The sequence below is a fragment of the Micromonospora narathiwatensis genome, assembly GCF_900089605.1.
Lineage (GTDB): Bacteria > Actinomycetota > Actinomycetes > Mycobacteriales > Micromonosporaceae > Micromonospora > Micromonospora narathiwatensis.
On the sequence record NZ_LT594324.1, the window covers coordinates 718510 to 736670 of the forward strand.

Here is an 18161-nt window from a genome sequence, read left to right on the forward strand (position 1 = left end):
CTTCTCAGCGCGCCGGTACGCCCTTGACCACCGCGCCGGCCGGCACGTCCCGTACGACGCACGCGCCGGCGCCGACGGTGCTGTCCCGGCCGACGCGCAGTCCCTGCAACACGGCCGCGGTCGTGCCGATCAGCACCCCCTCGTCCAGCCGGCAGTCCCCGGAGACGGCCGCGAGCGGGTTCACCGAGACGAAGTCCGCCAGGACCGAGTCGTGGCCGACGGTCGAGTTCTGGTTGAGGTGCACGTGCCGGCCGATGGTGACGTTGGTGGTGACCCGGGCGCCGGGAAAGGCGACGAAACCCGGTCCGAAATCGGTGGCGGGCCCGACCGTCGCGGCCGGGTGCACCAGGCTGGCCGCCGGTGTCCCGTACCGGTCGACGCGGGCGGCGACCGCCCGCCGGATCCGGGGGTCGCCGATGCCGATGACGTGGTGGGTGTCGGCGGGCGCGTCCCGCAGCCAGTCGGTCCCGCCCAGGTAGGGGACGTCGAGCCGCTGGACGCGCTTCAGGTTCTCCTCCGAGGGGCGGTCGTCGACGAACCCGAGCAGGCGCCACCCCGGCCCGGCCGGGGCGGTGTTCACGTCCCGCGCGATGGTCAGGACCTCCCGGCCGTGTCCGCCGCAGCCGATGACCACCAGCGGCACGGTCACCGGGCCGCCCCGCCCGGCCGTCCGGTCAGGAAGTCGTCGATGGCACCGAGCACGCGGGTGATCTGCTGCTCGGTCAGCGCGCTGCCGCTGGGCAGGGCCAGGCCGTCGGCGAAGAGCCGGTCGGCCGCCCCGGTCAGCAGACTCTCCGCTCCGGCGTACGCCGGTTGCCGGTGCATCGGCTTCCAGACCGGGCGGGTCTCGATGTCCCGCTCGGCGAGGTGGCCGGCCAGGTCGTCCGCCCGCCAACCGGACCGCTCGGGATCCACGGTCAGCACCGTGAGCCAGCAGTTGGAACCGGCGTCCTCGGCGCCCAGGACCGTGACCCCCGGTACGGGCGCGAAGAGCTTCGCGTACCGGTCGCGGAGCTGCCGCCGGCGGGCGATCATACCGTCGAGCCGGACCAACTGGGCGCGGCCCAACGCGGCGAGCAGGTTGCTCAGCCGGTAGTTGTAGCCGGTCTCCCGGTGCTCGTAGTGCCGGGCCGGTTCCCGGGCCTGGGTGGACAGGTGCCGCGCCCGGGCGAGCAGCGCCAGGTCGTCGGAGACCAGCATCCCGCCGCCCGAGGTCGTCATGATCTTGTTGCCGTTGAAGGAGAGCACCCCCGCCCGCCCGAACGAGCCGGCCGCCCGGCCCCCGTGCGTGGCGCCGAGCGCCTCCGCGGCGTCCTCGACCACCGGGACCTCGGCGGCGGCGCAGACCGGCAGCAGCGCGGTGTGATCGGCGCAACCGCCGAAGAGGTCTACCGGGACGACCGCCCCGACCCGCTGCCCCCGGGCGTCGAGCCGGGCCAGCATCTCGGCGACCAGGGCGACGTCGACGTTGCCGGTCTGCGGGTCACAGTCCACGAAGACCGGTCGGGCTCCGGTGTACCGGACCGCGTTGGCCGTCGCGACGAACGTCAGGGTCGGCACGATGACCGTGTCTCCCGGCCGGACACCGACGCCGAGCAGCGCCAGGTGCAGGGCGGCCGTGCCCGAGCTGACGGCGACCGCGCCCCGCGTACCGGCCCGGAGCGCCACCTCCCGCTCGAAGGCGTCCAGGTCCGGGCCGACGGGCGCGACCCAGCCGGACCGCAGCGCCGCGATCAGGTACGACTCCTCGAGCGGCCCGACGTCGGGCGCGGACAGGTGGATCTGCCGCTGGCTCATCGGCCGCCTCCGCCCGGGGTCGTCATACCGGCGCCCGGTCCCGGCCACCGGCCTCGACCAGGCTCCGCGTACCGAGGAACTCGGGCGCGGTCGCGGTGCCCGCCGCCGAGATCCCGTCGCGTCGCAGCACCGTACGGACGGTGGCGAGGAGGATCGCCAGGTCGGCTCCCAGGTTCCAGCTGTCCACGTACCGGACGTCGAGGTCCAGCTTCGTCTCCCAGCTCAGGCTGTTCCGGCCGCTCACCTGGGCCAGTCCGGTCACCCCGGGCCGTACCTCGTGACGGCGGGCGTGCCAGGGGGAGTAGCGGGGAAGGTACTCGGGCAGCAGCGGACGCGGGCCCACCAGGCTCATGTCCCCGCGCAGCACGTTCCACAGGGTCGGCAGCTCGTCCAGGCTGGTCGCCCGCAGGAACCGGCCCAGTGGCGTGAGGCGGTCGCCGTCCTCGATCAGGCCGCGCCCGGGATCGGGCGGGAGCATCGAACGGAACTTGACCAGCTCGAAGGTGCGGCCGTGCCGTCCGGCGCGGTGCTGACGGAACAGGACCGGCCGGCCGAGCCCGACCGCCACCACCAGCGCCACCACCGCGATCAGCGGCGCCGTGAGGACGAGGAGGAGCAGCGCCACCGTCACGTCGATCGCGCGCTTCAGCAGCTCTGGCCGGGTCCCGGCCACCGGCCGGGCGGGTGCCTCCATCAGACCGGACATCGGCATCGTGGTCGCCACCTCCGTGCACTTCATCGACCTGGGTATGCCAAAACGTTCTATCAGTAATAAAGGCCCCAGATCGGGAGAAAGCTCCAACTAGTGCGGCCTCGGCTGGATCAACCGATCTCCGACGTCCGGGGATGCGGCCTCACGTCACCAGATCCGACCCGGGCCGCTTCGGTGGCCAACCGGGGGGCACCGCCAGTCGTCGCCCGCCGCGAGTCGCGCGTCGAGCAGCGTCGCCAGCGGCACCGACTCGCCGTCCCGGCCGCCCCGACCGACCACCAGCGGCGGCGGGGACGGCTCGGGCTCGGCCCCGAACAGCCGCGACCGCAGGCTGGTCGGCACGGTCAGCAGATAGAAGCGTCCGTCGGTGTCGACCGCCCGGGAGCGGGCCCGGTCGACGTACCAGCCGGTGATCCTGGTGCGGTATCGGCCCCGCCCGTCGTAGGCCGCCACGGTGAGTCGATCGGTGCGTAGTCCGCGCCGGGTCGCCTCGGCCGCGAACCGGGCCACCAGCTCCGCCGCCTCGGCCTGTTCGGCGGCCCGCTGCCGGGCGTCGGCCTCCGCGTGCGCCCGCACCGCGCGGCGCCGCTCCTCCCGCCACTGCCGGCCGTCGTCCGTCACGGCTGCCACGGTACGCGGGACCTCCCGCCCTCCTGCCGCCCGGAGCGTGGGACTGCGGGCGCCGGTGACCGCCCGCTCCCGCGGCGCGGGCGGCCACCGGTGGGCCGCCCGCGCCGCCGGCGTACTCGTCAGGCCAGGCCGGCCCGGCGCAGCGCCTCCGCCATTTCACTGTTGGCCGGCGCGGGAGCCCCGCCCCGGCCCGTCCGCTGCTGCTGCCCGCCCCGGGAACCGCCCCGGTCCCCGCGCGGCGTGCCGCCCTGGCCGCCGCGTGCGCCGCCGCCGTCTCCACCGCGTGCGCCGCCGCCCTGGCCGCCACCGCGCGGGCCGCCGCCCTGGCCGCCCCGGTCCCGGCGTCCGTCGCCGCCCGCCGGGCGGCCGCCGCCGGTGGCCGTGTCGTCGTCCAGCCGCAGGGTCAGCGAGATGCGCTTGCGCGGCACGTCGACATCGAGCACCTTGACCCGGACCACGTCGCCGGACTTGACCACGTCCCGCGGGTCCTTGACGAAGGTGTTGGACATCGCGGAGACGTGCACCAGGCCGTCCTGGTGCACGCCGACGTCGACGAACGCGCCGAACGCGGCCACGTTGGTGACCACGCCCTCCAGCACCATCCCGGGCGTCAGGTCGCCGATCTTCTCGACCCCCTCGACGAAGGTCGCCGTCCGGAACTCCGGGCGCGGGTCGCGGCCGGGCTTCTCCAGCTCGGCCAGGATGTCGGTGACCGTGGGCAGGCCGAAGGTCTCGTCGACGAACTCGGTGGCCCTGAGCGCGCGCAGGATCCTGCTCTGCCCGATCAGCGCGCGCAGGTCCTGCCCGGTGTGGGCGAGGATCCGCCGCACCACCGGGTACGCCTCGGGGTGCACGCTGGAGGAGTCCAGCGGGTCGTCCCCGCCGGGGATACGCAGGAAGCCGGCGCACTGCTCGAACGCCTTCGGGCCGAGGCGGGCCACCTTCCTCAGGTCGGCGCGGGTCCGGAACGGCCCGTTGGCGTCCCGGTGCAGCACGATGTTCTCCGCCAGCCCGGCGCCGATGCCGGAGACCCGGGTGAGCAGGGGCGCGGAGGCGGTGTTGACGTCGACGCCGACCGCGTTCACGCAGTCCTCGACCACCGCGTCCAGCGACCGGGACAGCTTCACCTCGGACAGGTCGTGCTGGTACTGCCCGACGCCGATCGAGCGCGGGTCGATCTTCACCAGCTCGGCGAGCGGGTCCTGGAGGCGGCGGGCGATGGAGACGGCGCCGCGCAGCGACACGTCCAGCCCGGGCAGCTCCTGGGAGGCGTACGCGGAGGCGGAGTAGACCGACGCGCCGGCCTCGGAGACCACCACCTTGGTCAGCTTCAGCTCCGGGTGCCGCTTGATCAGGTCGCCGGCGAGCTTGTCGGTCTCCCGGCTGGCGGTGCCGTTGCCGATGGCGATCAGGTCGACCTGGTGCGCCGCGGCCAGCTTCGCCAGCACGTCGATCGAGGCGTCCCACTGCCGGCGCGGCTCGTGCGGGTAGATCGTGTGGGTGGCGACCACCTTGCCGGTGGCATCCACCACGGCCACCTTCACGCCGGTGCGCAGGCCCGGGTCCAGCCCCATGGTGGCCCGGGTGCCGGCGGGCGCGGCGAGCAGCAGGTCGCGCAGGTTGGTGGCGAAGACCCGCACGGCCTCCTCCTCGGCCGCCTGCCAGAGCCGCATCCGCAGGTCCGCGCCGAGGTGGATGAGGATCCGGGTACGCCAGGACCAGCGCACCGTGTCGGTCAGCCACCTGTCGGCCGGACGCCCCTGGTCGCTGACGCCGAACCGGCCGGCGATGGCCGCCTCGTACCGGGTCGGGCCGGTGACCGCCGCGTCGGAGTCGCCCTCGGCCTCCGGATCCATGGTCAGGTCGAGCATGCCCTCCTTCTCGCCCCGGAACATGGCGAGGATCCGGTGCGAGGGCAGCTTCGGGTACGGCTCGGCGAAGTCGAAGTAGTCGGCGAACTTGGCGCCGGCGCTCTCCTGGCCGTCGCGTACCCGGGAGACCAGCCGGCCCCGCGACCACATCTGCTCGCGGAGCGTGCCGATCAGGTCGGCGTCCTCGGCGAAGCGCTCGATGAGGATGGCCCGGGCGCCCTCCAGCGCGGCGGCCGGGTCGGCGACCCCCTTGTCCGCGTCGACGTAGCCGGCGGCGGCCGTCTTCGGGTCCTGCGTCGGGTCGCCGAGCAGCGCGTCCGCCAGGGGCTCCAGCCCGGCCTCGCGGGCGATCTGCGCCCGGGTGCGCCGCTTCGGCTTGTACGGCAGGTAGATGTCCTCCAGCCGGGACTTCGAGTCGGCGGCCATGATCTGCGCTTCGAGGGCCTCGTCGAGCTTGCCCTGGGACCGGATCGACTCCAGCACCGCGGCGCGCCGCTCGTCCAGTTCGCGCAGGTAGCGCAGCCGCTCCTCCAGGGTGCGCAGCTGCGCGTCGTCGAGCAGGCCGGTGGCCTCCTTGCGGTAGCGGGCGATGAACGGCACGGTGGCGCCGCCGTCGAGCAGCTCCACGGCCGCCCGCACCTGACGTTCGGCGACGCCGAGTTCCTCGGCGATCCGCTGATGAACAGACTCGGTCACGATCTTGATCCGCCTTCTCGGGTGGGTTCCGCCCTGCATTGTGCCGGCCGCCCCCGACGCGTGGCGGGCGCACCCGCCGTCGGCTGCGCTACCGTGGGCGATCATGGAACAACCTGCGGATCCGCGGGGTCGCCGGCTCTTCGGCGGCAGCGCCCGGGCGCTCGGCGACCTGGCCGCCAGCCCGTTCCGGGCCGACCGGGACCGGATCGTCGCGTCGCCGTTCTTCGCCCGGCTGAACGGCGTGACCCAGGTGATCAGCCCGGGCGGGTCCGGGCTGCTGGTGCACAACCGGCTCACCCACAGTCTCAAGGTCGCCCAGGTGGCCCGGGCGATCGCCGAGCGGCTCACCGCCGACCCGGCGCACCGCGACCTGCTGGACAAGCTGGGCGGCTGCGACCCGGACGTGGTGGAGGCCGCCGCGCTGGCCCACGACCTCGGTCACCCGCCCTTCGGGCACCTCGGGGAGCGGGTGCTGGACCGGCTGGCCCGCCAGCGGCTCGGACTGTCCGACGGCTTCGAGGGCAACGCCCAGTCGTACCGGATCGTCACCAGCACCGAGATCCGCGGCGCGGCGACCACCGGGCTGGACCTGACCGCGGCGGTCCGGGCGGCGATGCTGAAGTACCCGTGGACCCGACTGGACCACCCGGACCCGCACCCGCGGCACCTGGACCCGCCGCCGCGCGGCGCGGCGGCCCCGCCGGACGACCCGGAGAGCGGGTCGGTGAAGTTCGGCGCGTACCGGACGGAGGTGGACGACCTGCGGCAGGCCCGGGAGCCGTTCGCCGGGCGGATCCCGGAGTGGCAGCAGACCCCGGAGGCGTCGGTGATGGACACCGCCGACGACATCGCGTACGCCATCCACGACGTGGAGGACTTCTATCGGGTCGGGGTGCTCCAGCAGGGCGCGGTGGCCGCCGAGCTGATGGCCTGGCAGCGGGAGAGCGGGCACTTCCGCTCGATCACCGACGCGGCCCTGACGGCCGCCGGCCGGCGGCCCGGCGCGGCCATCGAGCGGCTACGCCGCCAGCTGCACCGCAAGGACGCCTGGATCGCCGACGACGAGGCGTTCGCCGCCGCCGTGGAACACGTACGCGAGGAACTGGTGGACGGGCTGCTGGCGCTGCCGTTCGACGGCTCGATCGAGGCGGAGCAGTACGTGGCCCGCTTCTCCGCCCGCTGGTCCACCCGGTTCGTCGAGGCGATCACGGTGACCCCGGAGCCGGACGTCCGCTCCGGGCACGTGCTGCTGGCCAAGGCCCAGTGGCACGAGGTGCAGGTGCTCAAGTTCGTTCACCACCGGTTCGTCCTGGCCCGCCCCGACCTGGCGCTGCACCAGCGGGGCCAGGCGCGGCTGCTCGGCGCCCTGGTGGAGGCGCTCTGGGAGTGGCTGCTCGACCCGGAGGAGGAGTCCCGCCTGCCGCGCCGGCTGCACGACCTGGTCGAGCTGGCCGAGGCGGAACTGCACCCGCGTACGCCGGACCGGATCGGCCGGGCCCGGGGCCGGGCGATCGTGGACTTCGTGGCGCAGCTCACCGACGGTCAGGCGGTGGCGATGCTGGACGCCCTCTCCGGCCGTTCCGGGGCCCTCTGGACCGACGCGTTCGTGCTCTGAGTCAGGCGACGGCCTGCCACCAGCCGTCGACCGGCGGCGGGTCGTCCACCACGACCCGCTCGCCCGGGCGCGGCACCGCCAGCCGGACGTCGCGGGCCTTCGCCTCGGCCCAGAGCCGGTCCACCGGTTCGGACCAGTCGTGCAAAGCCAGGTTGAAGGTGGCCCAGTGCACCGGGACGAGCAGGTCGCCGCGCAGGTCGAGGTGGGCCGCGACCGCCTCCTCCGGGAACATGTGGATGCTCGGCCACGCCTGGTCGTACGCCCCGATCTGCACCAGCGTGACGTCGAACGGGCCGTGTTCGGCGCCGATCCGCGCGTAGCCGTCGAAGTAGCCGGAGTCGCCGGTGTAGAAGACCCTGCGGTGCGCCCCGGCCACCACCCAGGAGCTCCAGAGGGTGCCGTCGCGGCGCAGCCCGCGGCCGGAGAAGTGCTGGGCGGCGGTGGCGGTGAGGGTCAGCCCGCCCACCCGGTGGCTCTCCGACCAGTCCAGCTCGACGATCCGTTCCTCCGGTACGCCCCAGCGGTCCAGGTGGGCGCCGACGCCGAGTGGGACGACGAACGGCGCGGACTGGTGGGTGAGCAGCTCGCGTACGGTCGCCATGTCCAGGTGGTCGTAGTGGTCGTGCGAGATGACGATCGCGTCGATGCGGGGCAGCTCGTCGAGGCGTACCGGCGGTTGGTGGATGCGGCGCGGACCGATCAGGTTGGACGGGGAGCAGCGGTCGCTCCACACCGGGTCCACCAGCACCCGGTGCCCCTCGATCTCGATCAGGAGCGAGGCGTGGCCGTACCAGACGACGCCCAGCTCGCGGGCACGGTCCGCCGGGGCCGGCTCGGCCGGGCGTAGCAGCGGGACGGGGCTGCCGGGCCGCCGCTTCTGCTTGCCGAAGATCAGCTCCTTGAACAGGTTGCGCCCCGGGTCGGCGACCATCGTGCGGGTGCTCGTCGGGTTGTGGAAGGTGCCGTTCCGGTACCGGGGGGAGCGTTCCGCGCGTTCCGCCCGCGCCCCGGCGAGCCGGCCGCCGAGCTGTGCCGGCACGTCGCGGCCCACCCAGGCCAGCCCAGCCAGCGCCGCCACCCCGGCCGTCCGCCACAGCCGGCGGCTCAGTGCCCGCTCGACCGCCTGCTCCTCCGCTGCCCCCATCGCCGTCCCTTCGCCGTGTCCCGCCGGCCGCCGTCGCGCGCCCGTGGCCGAGGCGGCCCAGGCCCGCCGCCGAGTACACGGTAGCCACCCGACGCCGATTCGCCATCCGCGCTCGACCCGGCCGGCGCGGCACCACCGAGCCGTCTGCTCGTCGCTACCCGCGAGGAGGGACTTGAACCGGGCCGTCCGCCCGCCATCTGGCCCACGGCCGCGGTGTGGCGTACCCGGAAAACGGCCGACCGCCGCACCCGGGTGGGGCTGCGGCGGTCGGTGAGTCGGAGCCGTCGTGGGGCTCAGGAACCCGGGGTGCCGGCGCGCCGGGACGTCGCCTTGAGGTAGTCCCGGTTGAGCCGGCCGATGGTGTTCAGCGGGATGCCCTTCGGGCAGGCCGCCGCGCACTCGCCGACGTTGGTGCAGCCGCCGAAGCCGGCCTCGTCGTGCGCGTCCACCATGCCGATCACCCGGGTGTACCGCTCGGGCTGGCCCTGCGGCAGCAGCGAGAGCTGGTTGATCTTGGCGGCGGTGAACAGCATGCCGGAGCCGTTCGGGCAGGCCGCCACGCAGGCGCCGCAGCCGATGCAGGCGGCCGACTCGAAGGCGGCGTCCGCGTTGGCCTTGGCCACCGGGGTGGCGTGCGCCTCCGGGGCGCTGCCGGTCGGCGCGGTGATGTACCCACCGGCGGCGATGATCCGGTCGAAGGCGTTCCGGTTGACCACCAGGTCCTTGACGACCGGGAAGGCCCGGGCCCGCCACGGCTCGATGTCGATCGTGTCGCCGTCGGAGAACTGCCGCATGTGCAGCTGGCACGCGGTGGTGCCGCGCTGCGGGCCGTGCGCCTCACCGTTGATCATGAGACTGCACATGCCGCAGATGCCCTCGCGGCAGTCGTGGTCGAACGCGATCGGCTCCTCACCGGAGAGGATCAGCCGTTCGTTGAGCACGTCGAGCATCTCCAGGAAGGACATGTCCGGGGACACGTCGTCGACCTGGTAGGTCACCATCCGACCCTTGTCCTCAGGGCCCTGCTGGCGCCAGATGCGCAGGGTCAGATTCACTTGTAGCTCCGCTGCGTGGGGTGGACGTATTCGAACTGCAGGTCTTCCTTGTGCAGCACGGGCTGACCGGTGCCGGTGTACTCCCAGGCCGCCACGTAGGCGAACCGGTCGTCGTCGCGCTGCGCCTCACCGTCGGGGGTCTGGTGCTCGGCCCGGAAGTGGCCGCCACAGGACTCCTCGCGGTGCAGGGCGTCGATGCACATGAGCTCGGCCAGCTCGAAGAAGTCGGCCACCCGGCCGGCCTTCTCCAGCGACTGGTTGAGCCCCTCGCCGTCGCCCGGGACGCGGACCCGCTGCCAGAACTGCTCGCGCAGGGCGCGGATCTCGTCGATCGCCTTGCGCAGCCCGGCCTCGGAGCGCTCCATGCCGCAGTGCTCCCACATGATCTGGCCCAGCTCCCGGTGGAACGAGTCCACCGTCCGGTCGCCGTTGATGGAGAGCAGCTTCTGGATCCGCTCCTCGACGGCCGCGCGGGCGGCCACCACCTCGGGGTGGCTGGCGTCGACCTGCTCGAACGAGCCGGCGCTCGCCAGGTAGTTGGGCAGGGTGTTCGGCAGCACGAAGTAGCCGTCGGCCAGGCCCTGCATCAGCGCCGAGGCGCCGAGGCGGTTCGCGCCGTGGTCGGAGAAGTTGGCCTCACCGATCACGAACAGGCCCGGGATGCTCGACTGGAGGTCGTAGTCGACCCAGAGGCCACCCATCGTGTAGTGCACGGCGGGGTAGATCCGCATCGGGACCTCGTACGGGTCCTCGCCGGTGATCCGCTCGTACATCTCGAAGAGGTTGCCGTACTTCGCCTCGATGGCCTTGCGGCCGAGCCGCTGGATGGCGTCGGCGAAGTCCAGGTAGACGCCGAGCCCGCTGGGGCCGACGCCGCGCCCCTCGTCGCAGACGTTCTTCGCGGCGCGGGAGGCGATGTCGCGGGGGACCAGGTTGCCGAAGGAGGGGTAGATCCGCTCCAGGTAGTAGTCCCGCTCGTCCTCGGGGATGTCCCTCGGGTTGCGGGCGTCGCCCTTGGCCTTCGGCACCCACACCCGGCCGTCGTTGCGCAGCGACTCGCTCATCAGGGTCAGCTTCGACTGGTGGTCGCCGGAGACCGGGATGCAGGTCGGGTGGATCTGCGTGTAGCAGGGGTTGGCGAAGTACGCGCCCTTGCGGTGCGCCCGCCAGGAGGCGGTGACGTTGCAGCCCTTGGCGTTGGTGGAGAGGTAGAAGACGTTGCCGTAGCCGCCGGAGGCGAGCACGACCGCGTCGGCCATCTCGGTGGTGATCTCACCGGTGACCAGGTCCCGTACCACGATGCCGCGCGCCCGGCCGTCGACGACGACCAGCTCCAGCATCTCGTGGCGGGCGTTCATCTCCACGTTGCCCAGGCCGATCTGCCGCTCCAGGGCCTGGTACGCGCCGAGCAGCAGCTGCTGGCCCGTCTGGCCCCGGGCGTAGAAGGTGCGCTGCACCTGCGCGCCGCCGAAGGAGCGGGTGTCCAGCAGGCCGCCGTACTCGCGGGCGAACGGGACGCCCTGGGCGACGCACTGGTCGATGATGTTGACCGACACCTCGGCCAGCCGGTGCACGTTCGACTCCCGGGAACGGAAGTCACCGCCCTTGACGGTGTCGTAGAAGAGCCGGTGCACCGAGTCGCCGTCGTTGCGGTAGTTCTTGGCGGCGTTGATGCCGCCCTGGGCGGCGATCGAGTGGGCCCGGCGCGGGCTGTCCTGGTAGCAGTAGGACTTGACGTGGTAGCCCTGCTCGGCCAGGGTCGCCGCGGCGGAGCCGCCGGCCAGACCGGTGCCCACCACGATGACGGTCAGCTTCCGGCGGTTGGCCGGGTTGACCAGCTTCGCCTCGAAGCGGCGGCGCTCCCACCGGGTCTCGACAGGGCCGTCCGGGGCCTTGGTGTCGGCGATCGGGTCGCCCGCGGTGTAGAGATCCATGATCAACGCACCAATCCGGTGAGTACGGCGAACGGGACCACCAGGTAGCCGGCGGTCAGCGCGACGGCGAAGACGAGCGCGCCGGTCCGGGCCAGGCGCTCGCCCGTCGGGGTCTGCTGGCCGAGGCTGCGGAAGGCGCTGAACGCGCCGTGGCGCAGGTGGAAGCCGAGCATGACGACGGCCAGCGTGTAGAAGAGCGTCACGGGCCAGCGCTCGGGCGCGAAGTCGGCGACCACGTTGCTGTGCGGGCGGGCGGCGTCCCCGACCGGGTTCAGCGTGCCGGTGGTCAGGTCCAGGATGTGATAGATCACGAAGAGCAGGATGATCACCCCGCCCCAGCGCATGGTCCGGGCCGCGTAGTTCACGTGGATCTTCCGGCGGTGCGCGTAGCCGACCGGGCGGGCGGCACGGGAGCGCAGCGCCAGCATGGTGGCGGCCCCGATGTGGGCGAGCACCGCGACCACCAGGACGGTCCGCTGGAGCCACAGGTACCAGCCGGGCGCGAGCAGCGGCGTGCCCAGGTCGCGCAGCCAGTGCGCGTAGTGGTTGAACGCCTCGGCGCCCGTGAAGATCTTCAGGTTGCCGAGCATGTGCGCGATCAGGAACAGCACCAGGATGATGCCCGTCACCGCCATCACGGCCTTGAGGCCGACGTTGGAGCGGATGGGCGACCGAGTTTTCGTGAGTACCACGTGACCGACGCTATGAGTCGTTCGATCAGTCGTCCAATGCATCGACCTCGCAGTCTTGATAGCCATAAGCTATGCAGGTGCAGCTCCATCAGCTCCGATACTTCGTCGCGGTCGCAGAAGTACGACATTTCACCCAGGCGGCCGACCTCGTGGGCATTACCCAGCCCTCTTTGAGTAAGCAAATTCACGCCCTGGAGGCCGACCTCGGGGCCCCGTTGTTCGAGCGGGTAAGGGGCAACATCGCCCTCACCGCGGCGGGCGAGGTGCTGCTGCCGCTGGCCAAGCGGATCCTCGCCGACGTCGACACCGCCACCCGCGAGGTGCAGGAGCTGGTGGGGCTGCGCCGGGGCCGGGTCCGGCTCGGGGCCACGCCCAGCCTCGCCACCTCGCTCGCGCCGCAGGTGCTGCGCCGGTTCCGCGACGCCCACCCCACCGTCGACCTGCGGGTGGAGGAGGGCGGCTCCCAGGACCTGGTCCGTGACCTGCTCCGCGGCGACCTCGACCTGGCGCTGATCATCATGCCCTCGGCCGGCACCGACCCGGGGCTGCGCGCCGACCCGATCCTGCGGGAGAGCCTGGTCGTGGCCTCCGTGGACCCGCTGCCGGCCGCCTCCGAAGACGGCGAGGTGCGCATCACCGACCTGCGCGAACTGCCGCTCGTCATGTTCCGCGAGGGCTACGACCTGCGCGACGCCACCCTCCAGGCGTGCCGGGAGGCCGGGTTCGAGCCGACCCTCTCGGTGGACGGCGGGGAGATGGACGCCGTGCTCAGCTTCGTCGAGGCGGGGCTCGGCGTCGCGCTGGTGCCGGGCATCGCGGTGGCCCGCCGGGCCGGCATCCGGGTCACCCGGCTCGCCCGGCCCGGCGTACGCCGGACCATCGCGGTGGCCCGCCGCCGGGACGTGGTGCCCACCCACGCCGGCCGCGAGCTGCGCCGCATCCTCCTGGAGTACGTCCACGACGCCACCGTCGGCAACGAACTCCCACCGGGCGTCGAACCGCTGCCCTAACGCCCCTCGGCGTCGTCCATCGCCCGGTAGATGCGCTGCTCGGAGACCGGGTACGGGGTGCCGAGCGCCTGGGCGAAGACGTTCACCCGCAGCTCCTCGATCATCCAGCGGATCTGTCGGACCGCCGCCGCCTGCCGTCTCGCCGGCGGCAGGGCGTTCAGCATGTCCTGGTACTCCCGCTGCACCACGGCGATCCGGTCCTGCTGCTGCTTGTCCCGCTGCGGGTTGCCGGGCAGCCGGTCCAGCCGGCGTTCGATCGCGGTGAGGTAGCGCAGCAGGTCGGGCAGGCGGGCGTACCCGGCCTCGGTGATGAAGCCCTTGTGGACCAGGCCGCCAAGCTGGTTGCGGATGTCGGCCAGGGCGGCCACCACGGCCAGGTTTCTCGTCGCGCCGAGCCGCTGCTCCACCGCGTACGCGGCGGCGAGCACCTGGCGGACCCGACCCATCACCTCGACCACGGTGTCGATCAGGTCGGCGCGTACCTTGTCGCGCAGCGCGGCGAAGCGGTCGGCGTCCCAGGCGGGGCCGCCCGCGTCCGCCATCAGCCGGTCGATCGCCGCGCCGGTGGCGTCCTCGATCAGCGCCTGCACCCCGCCGTGCGGGTTGCGGGACAGCGCCAGCTTGGCCTCGTTGCTCAGGCGTCCCTGGAGGAATTTCGCCGGGGACGGCAGGGTCAGCCGGAGCAGCCGCCGGGTGCCGGCCCAGTGCGCGGCGTCCTGCTCGGCGGGGGAGTCGAACACCTTCACCCCGACCGTGGCGCCCTCGTCGACCAGGGCCGGGTACGCGGTCACCGCGTACCCGGCGCGGACCTGCTCGATGGTGCGCGGCAGGGTGTCGAGAGTCCACTCGGTGAGCCCGGTCCGGGCCACGTCCGGCGCGGCGGCGGCGACGACCTGGCGTACCTCCTGGCGGAGCTGGCGTTGCAGGGCCGGCAGGTCCTTGCCCTCGGCGACCGGTTTGTCGTCCTCGCCGAGCACCCGGAAGGTGACCCGCAGGTGCGGCGGCAGCTTGTCCAGGTCCCAGGACTGCGGCGGCACGGTCACCCCGGTCATCCGGCGCAGCTGCCGGGTGAGCGCGTCGAGCAGCGGCTCCTCACCGGGGGTGATCGCCGCGAGGGCGGCACGGGCGTAGTCGGGCACCGGGACGAAGTTGCGGCGTAGTGCCTTGGGCAGCGACCGGATCAGCGCGATGACCAACTCCTCGCGCAGCCCGGGCACCTGCCAGTCGAAGCTCTCCGCCGGCACCTGGTTGAGCAGCGGCAGCGGGATGTCCACGGTGACCCCGTCGGTCGGGGTGCCCGGGTCGAAGGTGTAGGTCAGCGGGAGGGTCACCCCGTCGGCGCGCCACTCGTCCGGGTAGTCGGCCTCGTCCACCCCGCCGCGACCGGCGTTGACCAGCAGCTCGCGGGTGAAGGCGAGCAGCTCCGGCTGCTCCCGGCGGACCGTCTTCCACCAGGCGTCGAAGTGCCGGCCGGAGACCACGTCGGCGGGGATCCGCTGGTCGTAGAAGTGGAAGATGGTCTCGTCGTCGACGAGGATGTCCCGCCGCCGGGCCCGGTTCTCCAGCTCCTCCACCTCGGTGAGCAGCCGCTGGTTGTCCCGCCAGAAGTGGTGGTGGGTCTGCCAGTCGCCCTCGACCAGGGCGTGCCGGATGAACAGCTCGCGGGACAGCGCCGGGTCGATCCGCCCGAAGTTGACCTTGCGGGAGCTGACGATCGGGATGCCGTACAGGGTGACCTTCTCGTAGGCCATCACCGCGGCCTGCTTCTTCTCCCAGTGCGGCTCGCTGTAGCTGCGCTTGACCAGGTGCTGGGCGAGCGGTTCGACCCACTCGGGCTCGACCCGGCCGGCGACCCGGCCCCAGAGCCGGGAGGTCTCCACCAGCTCGGCGGCCATCACCCAGCGCGGCGGCTTCCTGAACAGCGCCGAGCCCGGGAAGACGGCGAACTTCGCCCCGCGCGCCCCCAGGTACTCGTTCTTCTGGGTGTCCTTGAGCCCGATGTGCGAGAGCAGGCCGGGCAGCAGGGACTGGTGCACCTTCGGGGTGTCGATCTCCTCCGGCAGGTCCGCGCCGGCCCCGCGGCGCCCGTCCCCCTTTTCTCCGGTACGCAGTACCTGGCGCAGCTGGCTGACGATGTCCTGCCACTCGCGGACCCGCAGGTAGTTCAGGTATTCCGCCTTGCACATCCGGCGGAACGCGCTGGACGACAGGGCGCGCTGCTGCTCGCGCAGGTACCGCCACAGGTTGAGGTACGCGACGAAGTCCGACTCCTTGTCGGCGAACCGGGCGTGCGCCTGGTCGGCCTGGGCCTGCTTCTCCGCCGGCCGCTCCCGGGGATCCTGGATGGAGAGCGCGGCGGCGATCACGATCACCTCGGTGGCGCAGCCGTTCCGCTCGCCCTCCAGCACCATCCGGGCCAGCCGGGGGTCGACCGGGAGCTGGGCCAGCCGCCGGCCCAGCGCGGTGAGCCGCTTCGCCGGGTCGGTCTCGGCCGGGTCGAGCGCGCCCAGCTCGTGCAGCAGGTTCACGCCGTCGGTGATGTTGCGCCGGTCCGGCGGGTCGATGAACGGGAACGCGGCGATGTCGCCGAGCCCGATGGAGGTCATCTGGAGGATGACCGAGGCGAGGTTGGTGCGCAGGATCTCCGGGTCGGTGAACTCCGGGCGGGACTCGAAGTCCTGCTCGTCGTAGAGGCGGACGCAGATGCCGTCCGAGGTACGCCCGCAGCGCCCCTTGCGCTGGTTGGCCGACGCCTGCGACACCGGCTCGATCGGCAGCCGCTGCACCTTGAGCCGGCTGGAGTAGCGGGAGATCCGGGCGGTGCCCGGGTCCACCACGTACTTGATGCCGGGGACGGTCAGCGAGGTCTCCGCGACGTTGGTGGCGAGCACCACCCGGCGTCCGGCGTGCGGGGCGAACACCCGGTGCTGCTCGGCGGTGGACAGTCGCGCGTACAGCGGGAGGATCTCGGTGCCCAGCAGGGACCGCTTCTTCTGCACCAGCTTGCCGAGCGCCTCCGCGGTGTCCCGGATCTCCCGCTCGCCGCTGAGGAAGACCAGGATGTCGCCCGGTCCCTCGGCGGCCAACTCCTCGACCGCGTCGCCGATGGCCTGGATCTGGTCGCGGACGTTCTCCTCGTCGGCCTCGTCCTCCTCCTCGGTCTCGGTGACCTCGACCAGCGGCCGGTACCGCACCTCGACCGGGTACGTCCGGCCGGACACCTCGACGACGGGCGCGGGGTTGCCCTCGGCGTCGGCGAAGTGCCTGGCGAACCGGTCGGTCTCGATGGTCGCCGAGGTGATGACCACCTTGAGGTCGGGACGCCGGGGGAGGAGCTGTCTCAGGTAGCCCAGGATGAAGTCGATGTTGAGGCTGCGCTCGTGCGCCTCGTCGATGATCAACGTGTCGTACTGGCGCAGCATCCGGTCGGTCTGCAACTCGGCCAGCAGGATGCCGTCGGTCATCAGCTTGACCAGGCTGTTCTCGCCGACCTGGTCGGTGAAGCGCACCTTGTAGCCGACCACGTCGCCCAACTCGGTGCCGAGTTCCTCGGCGATCCGGTCCGCCACCGTACGCGCGGCGAGCCGGCGGGGCTGGGTGTGCCCGATCAGCCCGTTGATCCCGCGGCCCAGCTCCAGGCAGATCTTGGGCAGCTGGGTGGTCTTGCCGGAGCCGGTCTCGCCGGCCACGATCACCACCTGGTGGTCGCGGATGGCGGCGGCGATGTCGTCCTTGCGCTCGCTGACCGGCAACTGGGCCGGATACGTGATCGTCGGCACGGCGGCCCGCCGGCTCAGCAGCCGGGACTCGGCCCGGGCCACCTCGGCCGCGATCTCGGCCAGCGCCGCCTCGCGCCGCTGCGGGTCGCGCAGCTTCCGGACCCCGTCCAGCCGCCGTTGCAGGCGACGCTGGTCGCGGAACATCAGGGGGGAGAGGCGGCGGTGCAGGTCGCGGGCGGCGTCGGATGCGGCGGGTACGGCTGGATTCTGCATGTCGTCGCCAAGGATAGGCAGCCGCGCGTCGGAGCGCGCCCGGGTTACCGCCCCGACTAGAGTGGCCGCCGACCGAGGTCGACGACGGGACGTGATGATCATGCGCGACACCGACCGGGCGCTGGTGCAGGCCGCCACGGCCGTGGCCAAGCTGCGCTGCCGCAGTGACAACCACAGCGTCGCCGCCGCCGTACGGACCACCGACGGCCGGGTCTTCACCGGCGTGAACGTCTACCACTTCACCGGGGGCCCGTGCGCGGAGGTGGTGGCCGTCGGCGCCGCCGCCACCCAGGGCGCCGGCGAACTGGAGACCATCGTCGCGGTGGGCGACCGGGGCCGGGGCGTCATCCCGCCGTGCGGTCGCTGCCGGCAGGTGCTCTTCGACTACTTCCCGTCGATCAGGGTGATCGTCGGCCCGATGGACGCGCTGCGCGTGGTTCCGGTGGCCGACCTGCTGCCCGAGACGTACGTCTGGTCGGATCACCAGGTGGAGGTGCCGGCCGTGCCGCGGACCGGGGTGTGGCCGATGCCGGTGGTGCCGGGCAGCCGTCAGGCCGCGGAGGACTAGTCAGTCCCCGGACGCCATCTCCAGCATGGACGTGGGCACCGGGACCGACTCGAACCGGAGCACGCCCTCCGGCACCATCCAGCTCATCACCCGGGCGACCAGCTGTCCGGAGCGCACGGCGGGGTCGTTGGCGTACAGCTCGCGGGCCATCTGCGGGTCCACCGAGAGTACGACGAAGCCGCGGATCCGCTCGTCCTCGCCGCCGAGGAACGGGCCGGCGGCGAGGATCGCGCCCTGCTCCACCAGCCCGGCCTGGTGGGCCAGGTGCGCGTCCTGCAACCGGTCGGCCGCGTCCCGGGGCAGCTCGGGTGGGTCGGCGGGACGGGCCAGGAGGACGACGGTGTGCTGGTCGAATCGCATGCCCCCAGCGTAGGGGGCAAATAGGTCGAAAGGGGCCGGCCGAGGCGGCGATCCCCGGAGGCTCTCGCAGGTGCCACTACCTACG

At 72.8% G+C, this 18161-nt stretch carries 14 protein-coding genes; 3 read left to right on the forward strand and 11 right to left on the reverse strand.

Features of this window, described 5'->3' with window-relative positions; all coding sequences use genetic code 11:
• Positions 1 to 4 precede the first annotated feature (4 nt).
• The 5 genes from GA0070621_RS03230 to GA0070621_RS03250 all read right to left on the reverse strand — a co-directional run bounded on the left by GA0070621_RS03230 (position 5) and on the right by GA0070621_RS03250 (position 5745).
• Positions 5 to 649 (reverse strand): acetyltransferase, encoded by a 645-nt coding sequence (locus tag GA0070621_RS03230; RefSeq protein WP_091191448.1) that lies wholly within the window; start codon positions 647 to 649, stop codon positions 5 to 7.
• Positions 646 to 1797, reverse strand: a complete 1152-nt coding sequence (locus GA0070621_RS03235; RefSeq protein ID WP_091191450.1) for a DegT/DnrJ/EryC1/StrS family aminotransferase — start codon at positions 1795 to 1797, stop codon at positions 646 to 648. The genes GA0070621_RS03230 and GA0070621_RS03235 overlap by 4 nt, the downstream gene beginning before the upstream one ends.
• Before the next feature lie 22 nt (positions 1798 to 1819).
• Positions 1820 to 2536 (reverse strand): sugar transferase, encoded by a 717-nt coding sequence (locus GA0070621_RS03240; RefSeq protein WP_167666548.1) that lies wholly within the window; start codon positions 2534 to 2536, stop codon positions 1820 to 1822.
• Positions 2537 to 2656: 120 nt separating this feature from the next.
• On the reverse strand, positions 2657 to 3130 hold the full coding sequence (locus GA0070621_RS03245; protein ID WP_167666549.1) for a hypothetical protein: 474 nt from the start codon (positions 3128 to 3130) through the stop codon (positions 2657 to 2659).
• 128 nt (positions 3131 to 3258) lie between these two features.
• The gene (locus GA0070621_RS03250) at positions 3259 to 5745 is read right to left on the reverse strand and encodes a Tex family protein (protein ID WP_091191453.1); all 2487 of its coding nucleotides are present in this window, start codon (positions 5743 to 5745) and stop codon (positions 3259 to 3261) included.
• Positions 5746 to 5809: 64 nt separating this feature from the next.
• Here GA0070621_RS03250 and GA0070621_RS03255 point away from each other — a divergent pair, with 64 nt between their 5' ends.
• Positions 5810 to 7321 carry a deoxyguanosinetriphosphate triphosphohydrolase family protein gene (locus GA0070621_RS03255; protein WP_091201948.1) on the forward strand — a complete coding sequence of 504 codons (1512 nt, stop codon included), beginning with the start codon at positions 5810 to 5812 and terminating at the stop codon, positions 7319 to 7321.
• 1 nt (position 7322) lies between these two features.
• On the opposite strand, the gene GA0070621_RS03260 is transcribed toward GA0070621_RS03255, so the two are convergent.
• The 4 genes from GA0070621_RS03260 to GA0070621_RS03275 all read right to left on the reverse strand — a co-directional run bounded on the left by GA0070621_RS03260 (position 7323) and on the right by GA0070621_RS03275 (position 12146).
• Complete coding sequence (locus GA0070621_RS03260; protein WP_091191454.1) at positions 7323 to 8465, reverse strand: MBL fold metallo-hydrolase; 1143 nt, start codon at positions 8463 to 8465, stop codon at positions 7323 to 7325.
• Positions 8466 to 8758: 293 nt separating this feature from the next.
• Positions 8759 to 9520, reverse strand: a complete 762-nt coding sequence (locus tag GA0070621_RS03265) for a succinate dehydrogenase/fumarate reductase iron-sulfur subunit (protein ID WP_091191455.1) — start codon at positions 9518 to 9520, stop codon at positions 8759 to 8761.
• Positions 9517 to 11454 (reverse strand): fumarate reductase/succinate dehydrogenase flavoprotein subunit, encoded by a 1938-nt coding sequence (locus tag GA0070621_RS03270; RefSeq protein WP_091191457.1) that lies wholly within the window; start codon positions 11452 to 11454, stop codon positions 9517 to 9519. The genes GA0070621_RS03265 and GA0070621_RS03270 overlap by 4 nt, the downstream gene beginning before the upstream one ends.
• Before the next feature lie 2 nt (positions 11455 to 11456).
• Entirely contained in the window at positions 11457 to 12146 is a 690-nt protein-coding gene (locus GA0070621_RS03275; RefSeq protein ID WP_167666551.1) for a succinate dehydrogenase cytochrome b subunit, read from the reverse strand.
• A gap of 71 nt (positions 12147 to 12217) precedes the next feature.
• Here GA0070621_RS03275 and GA0070621_RS03280 point away from each other — a divergent pair, with 71 nt between their 5' ends.
• On the forward strand, positions 12218 to 13156 hold the full coding sequence (locus GA0070621_RS03280) for a LysR family transcriptional regulator (protein ID WP_091191461.1): 939 nt from the start codon (positions 12218 to 12220) through the stop codon (positions 13154 to 13156).
• On the opposite strand, the gene hrpA is transcribed toward GA0070621_RS03280, so the two are convergent.
• Positions 13153 to 17148 (reverse strand): ATP-dependent RNA helicase HrpA, encoded by a 3996-nt coding sequence (hrpA, locus tag GA0070621_RS03285; RefSeq protein WP_091191463.1) that lies wholly within the window; start codon positions 17146 to 17148, stop codon positions 13153 to 13155. The genes GA0070621_RS03280 and hrpA overlap by 4 nt on opposite strands.
• A 100-nt stretch (positions 17149 to 17248) precedes the next feature.
• Here hrpA and GA0070621_RS03290 point away from each other — a divergent pair, with 100 nt between their 5' ends.
• Entirely contained in the window at positions 17249 to 17716 is a 468-nt protein-coding gene (locus GA0070621_RS03290; protein WP_231920984.1) for a cytidine deaminase family protein, read from the forward strand.
• On the opposite strand, the gene GA0070621_RS03295 is transcribed toward GA0070621_RS03290, so the two are convergent.
• Entirely contained in the window at positions 17717 to 18076 is a 360-nt protein-coding gene (locus GA0070621_RS03295; protein ID WP_091191465.1) for a YciI family protein, read from the reverse strand.
• Positions 18077 to 18161 lie beyond the last annotated feature (85 nt).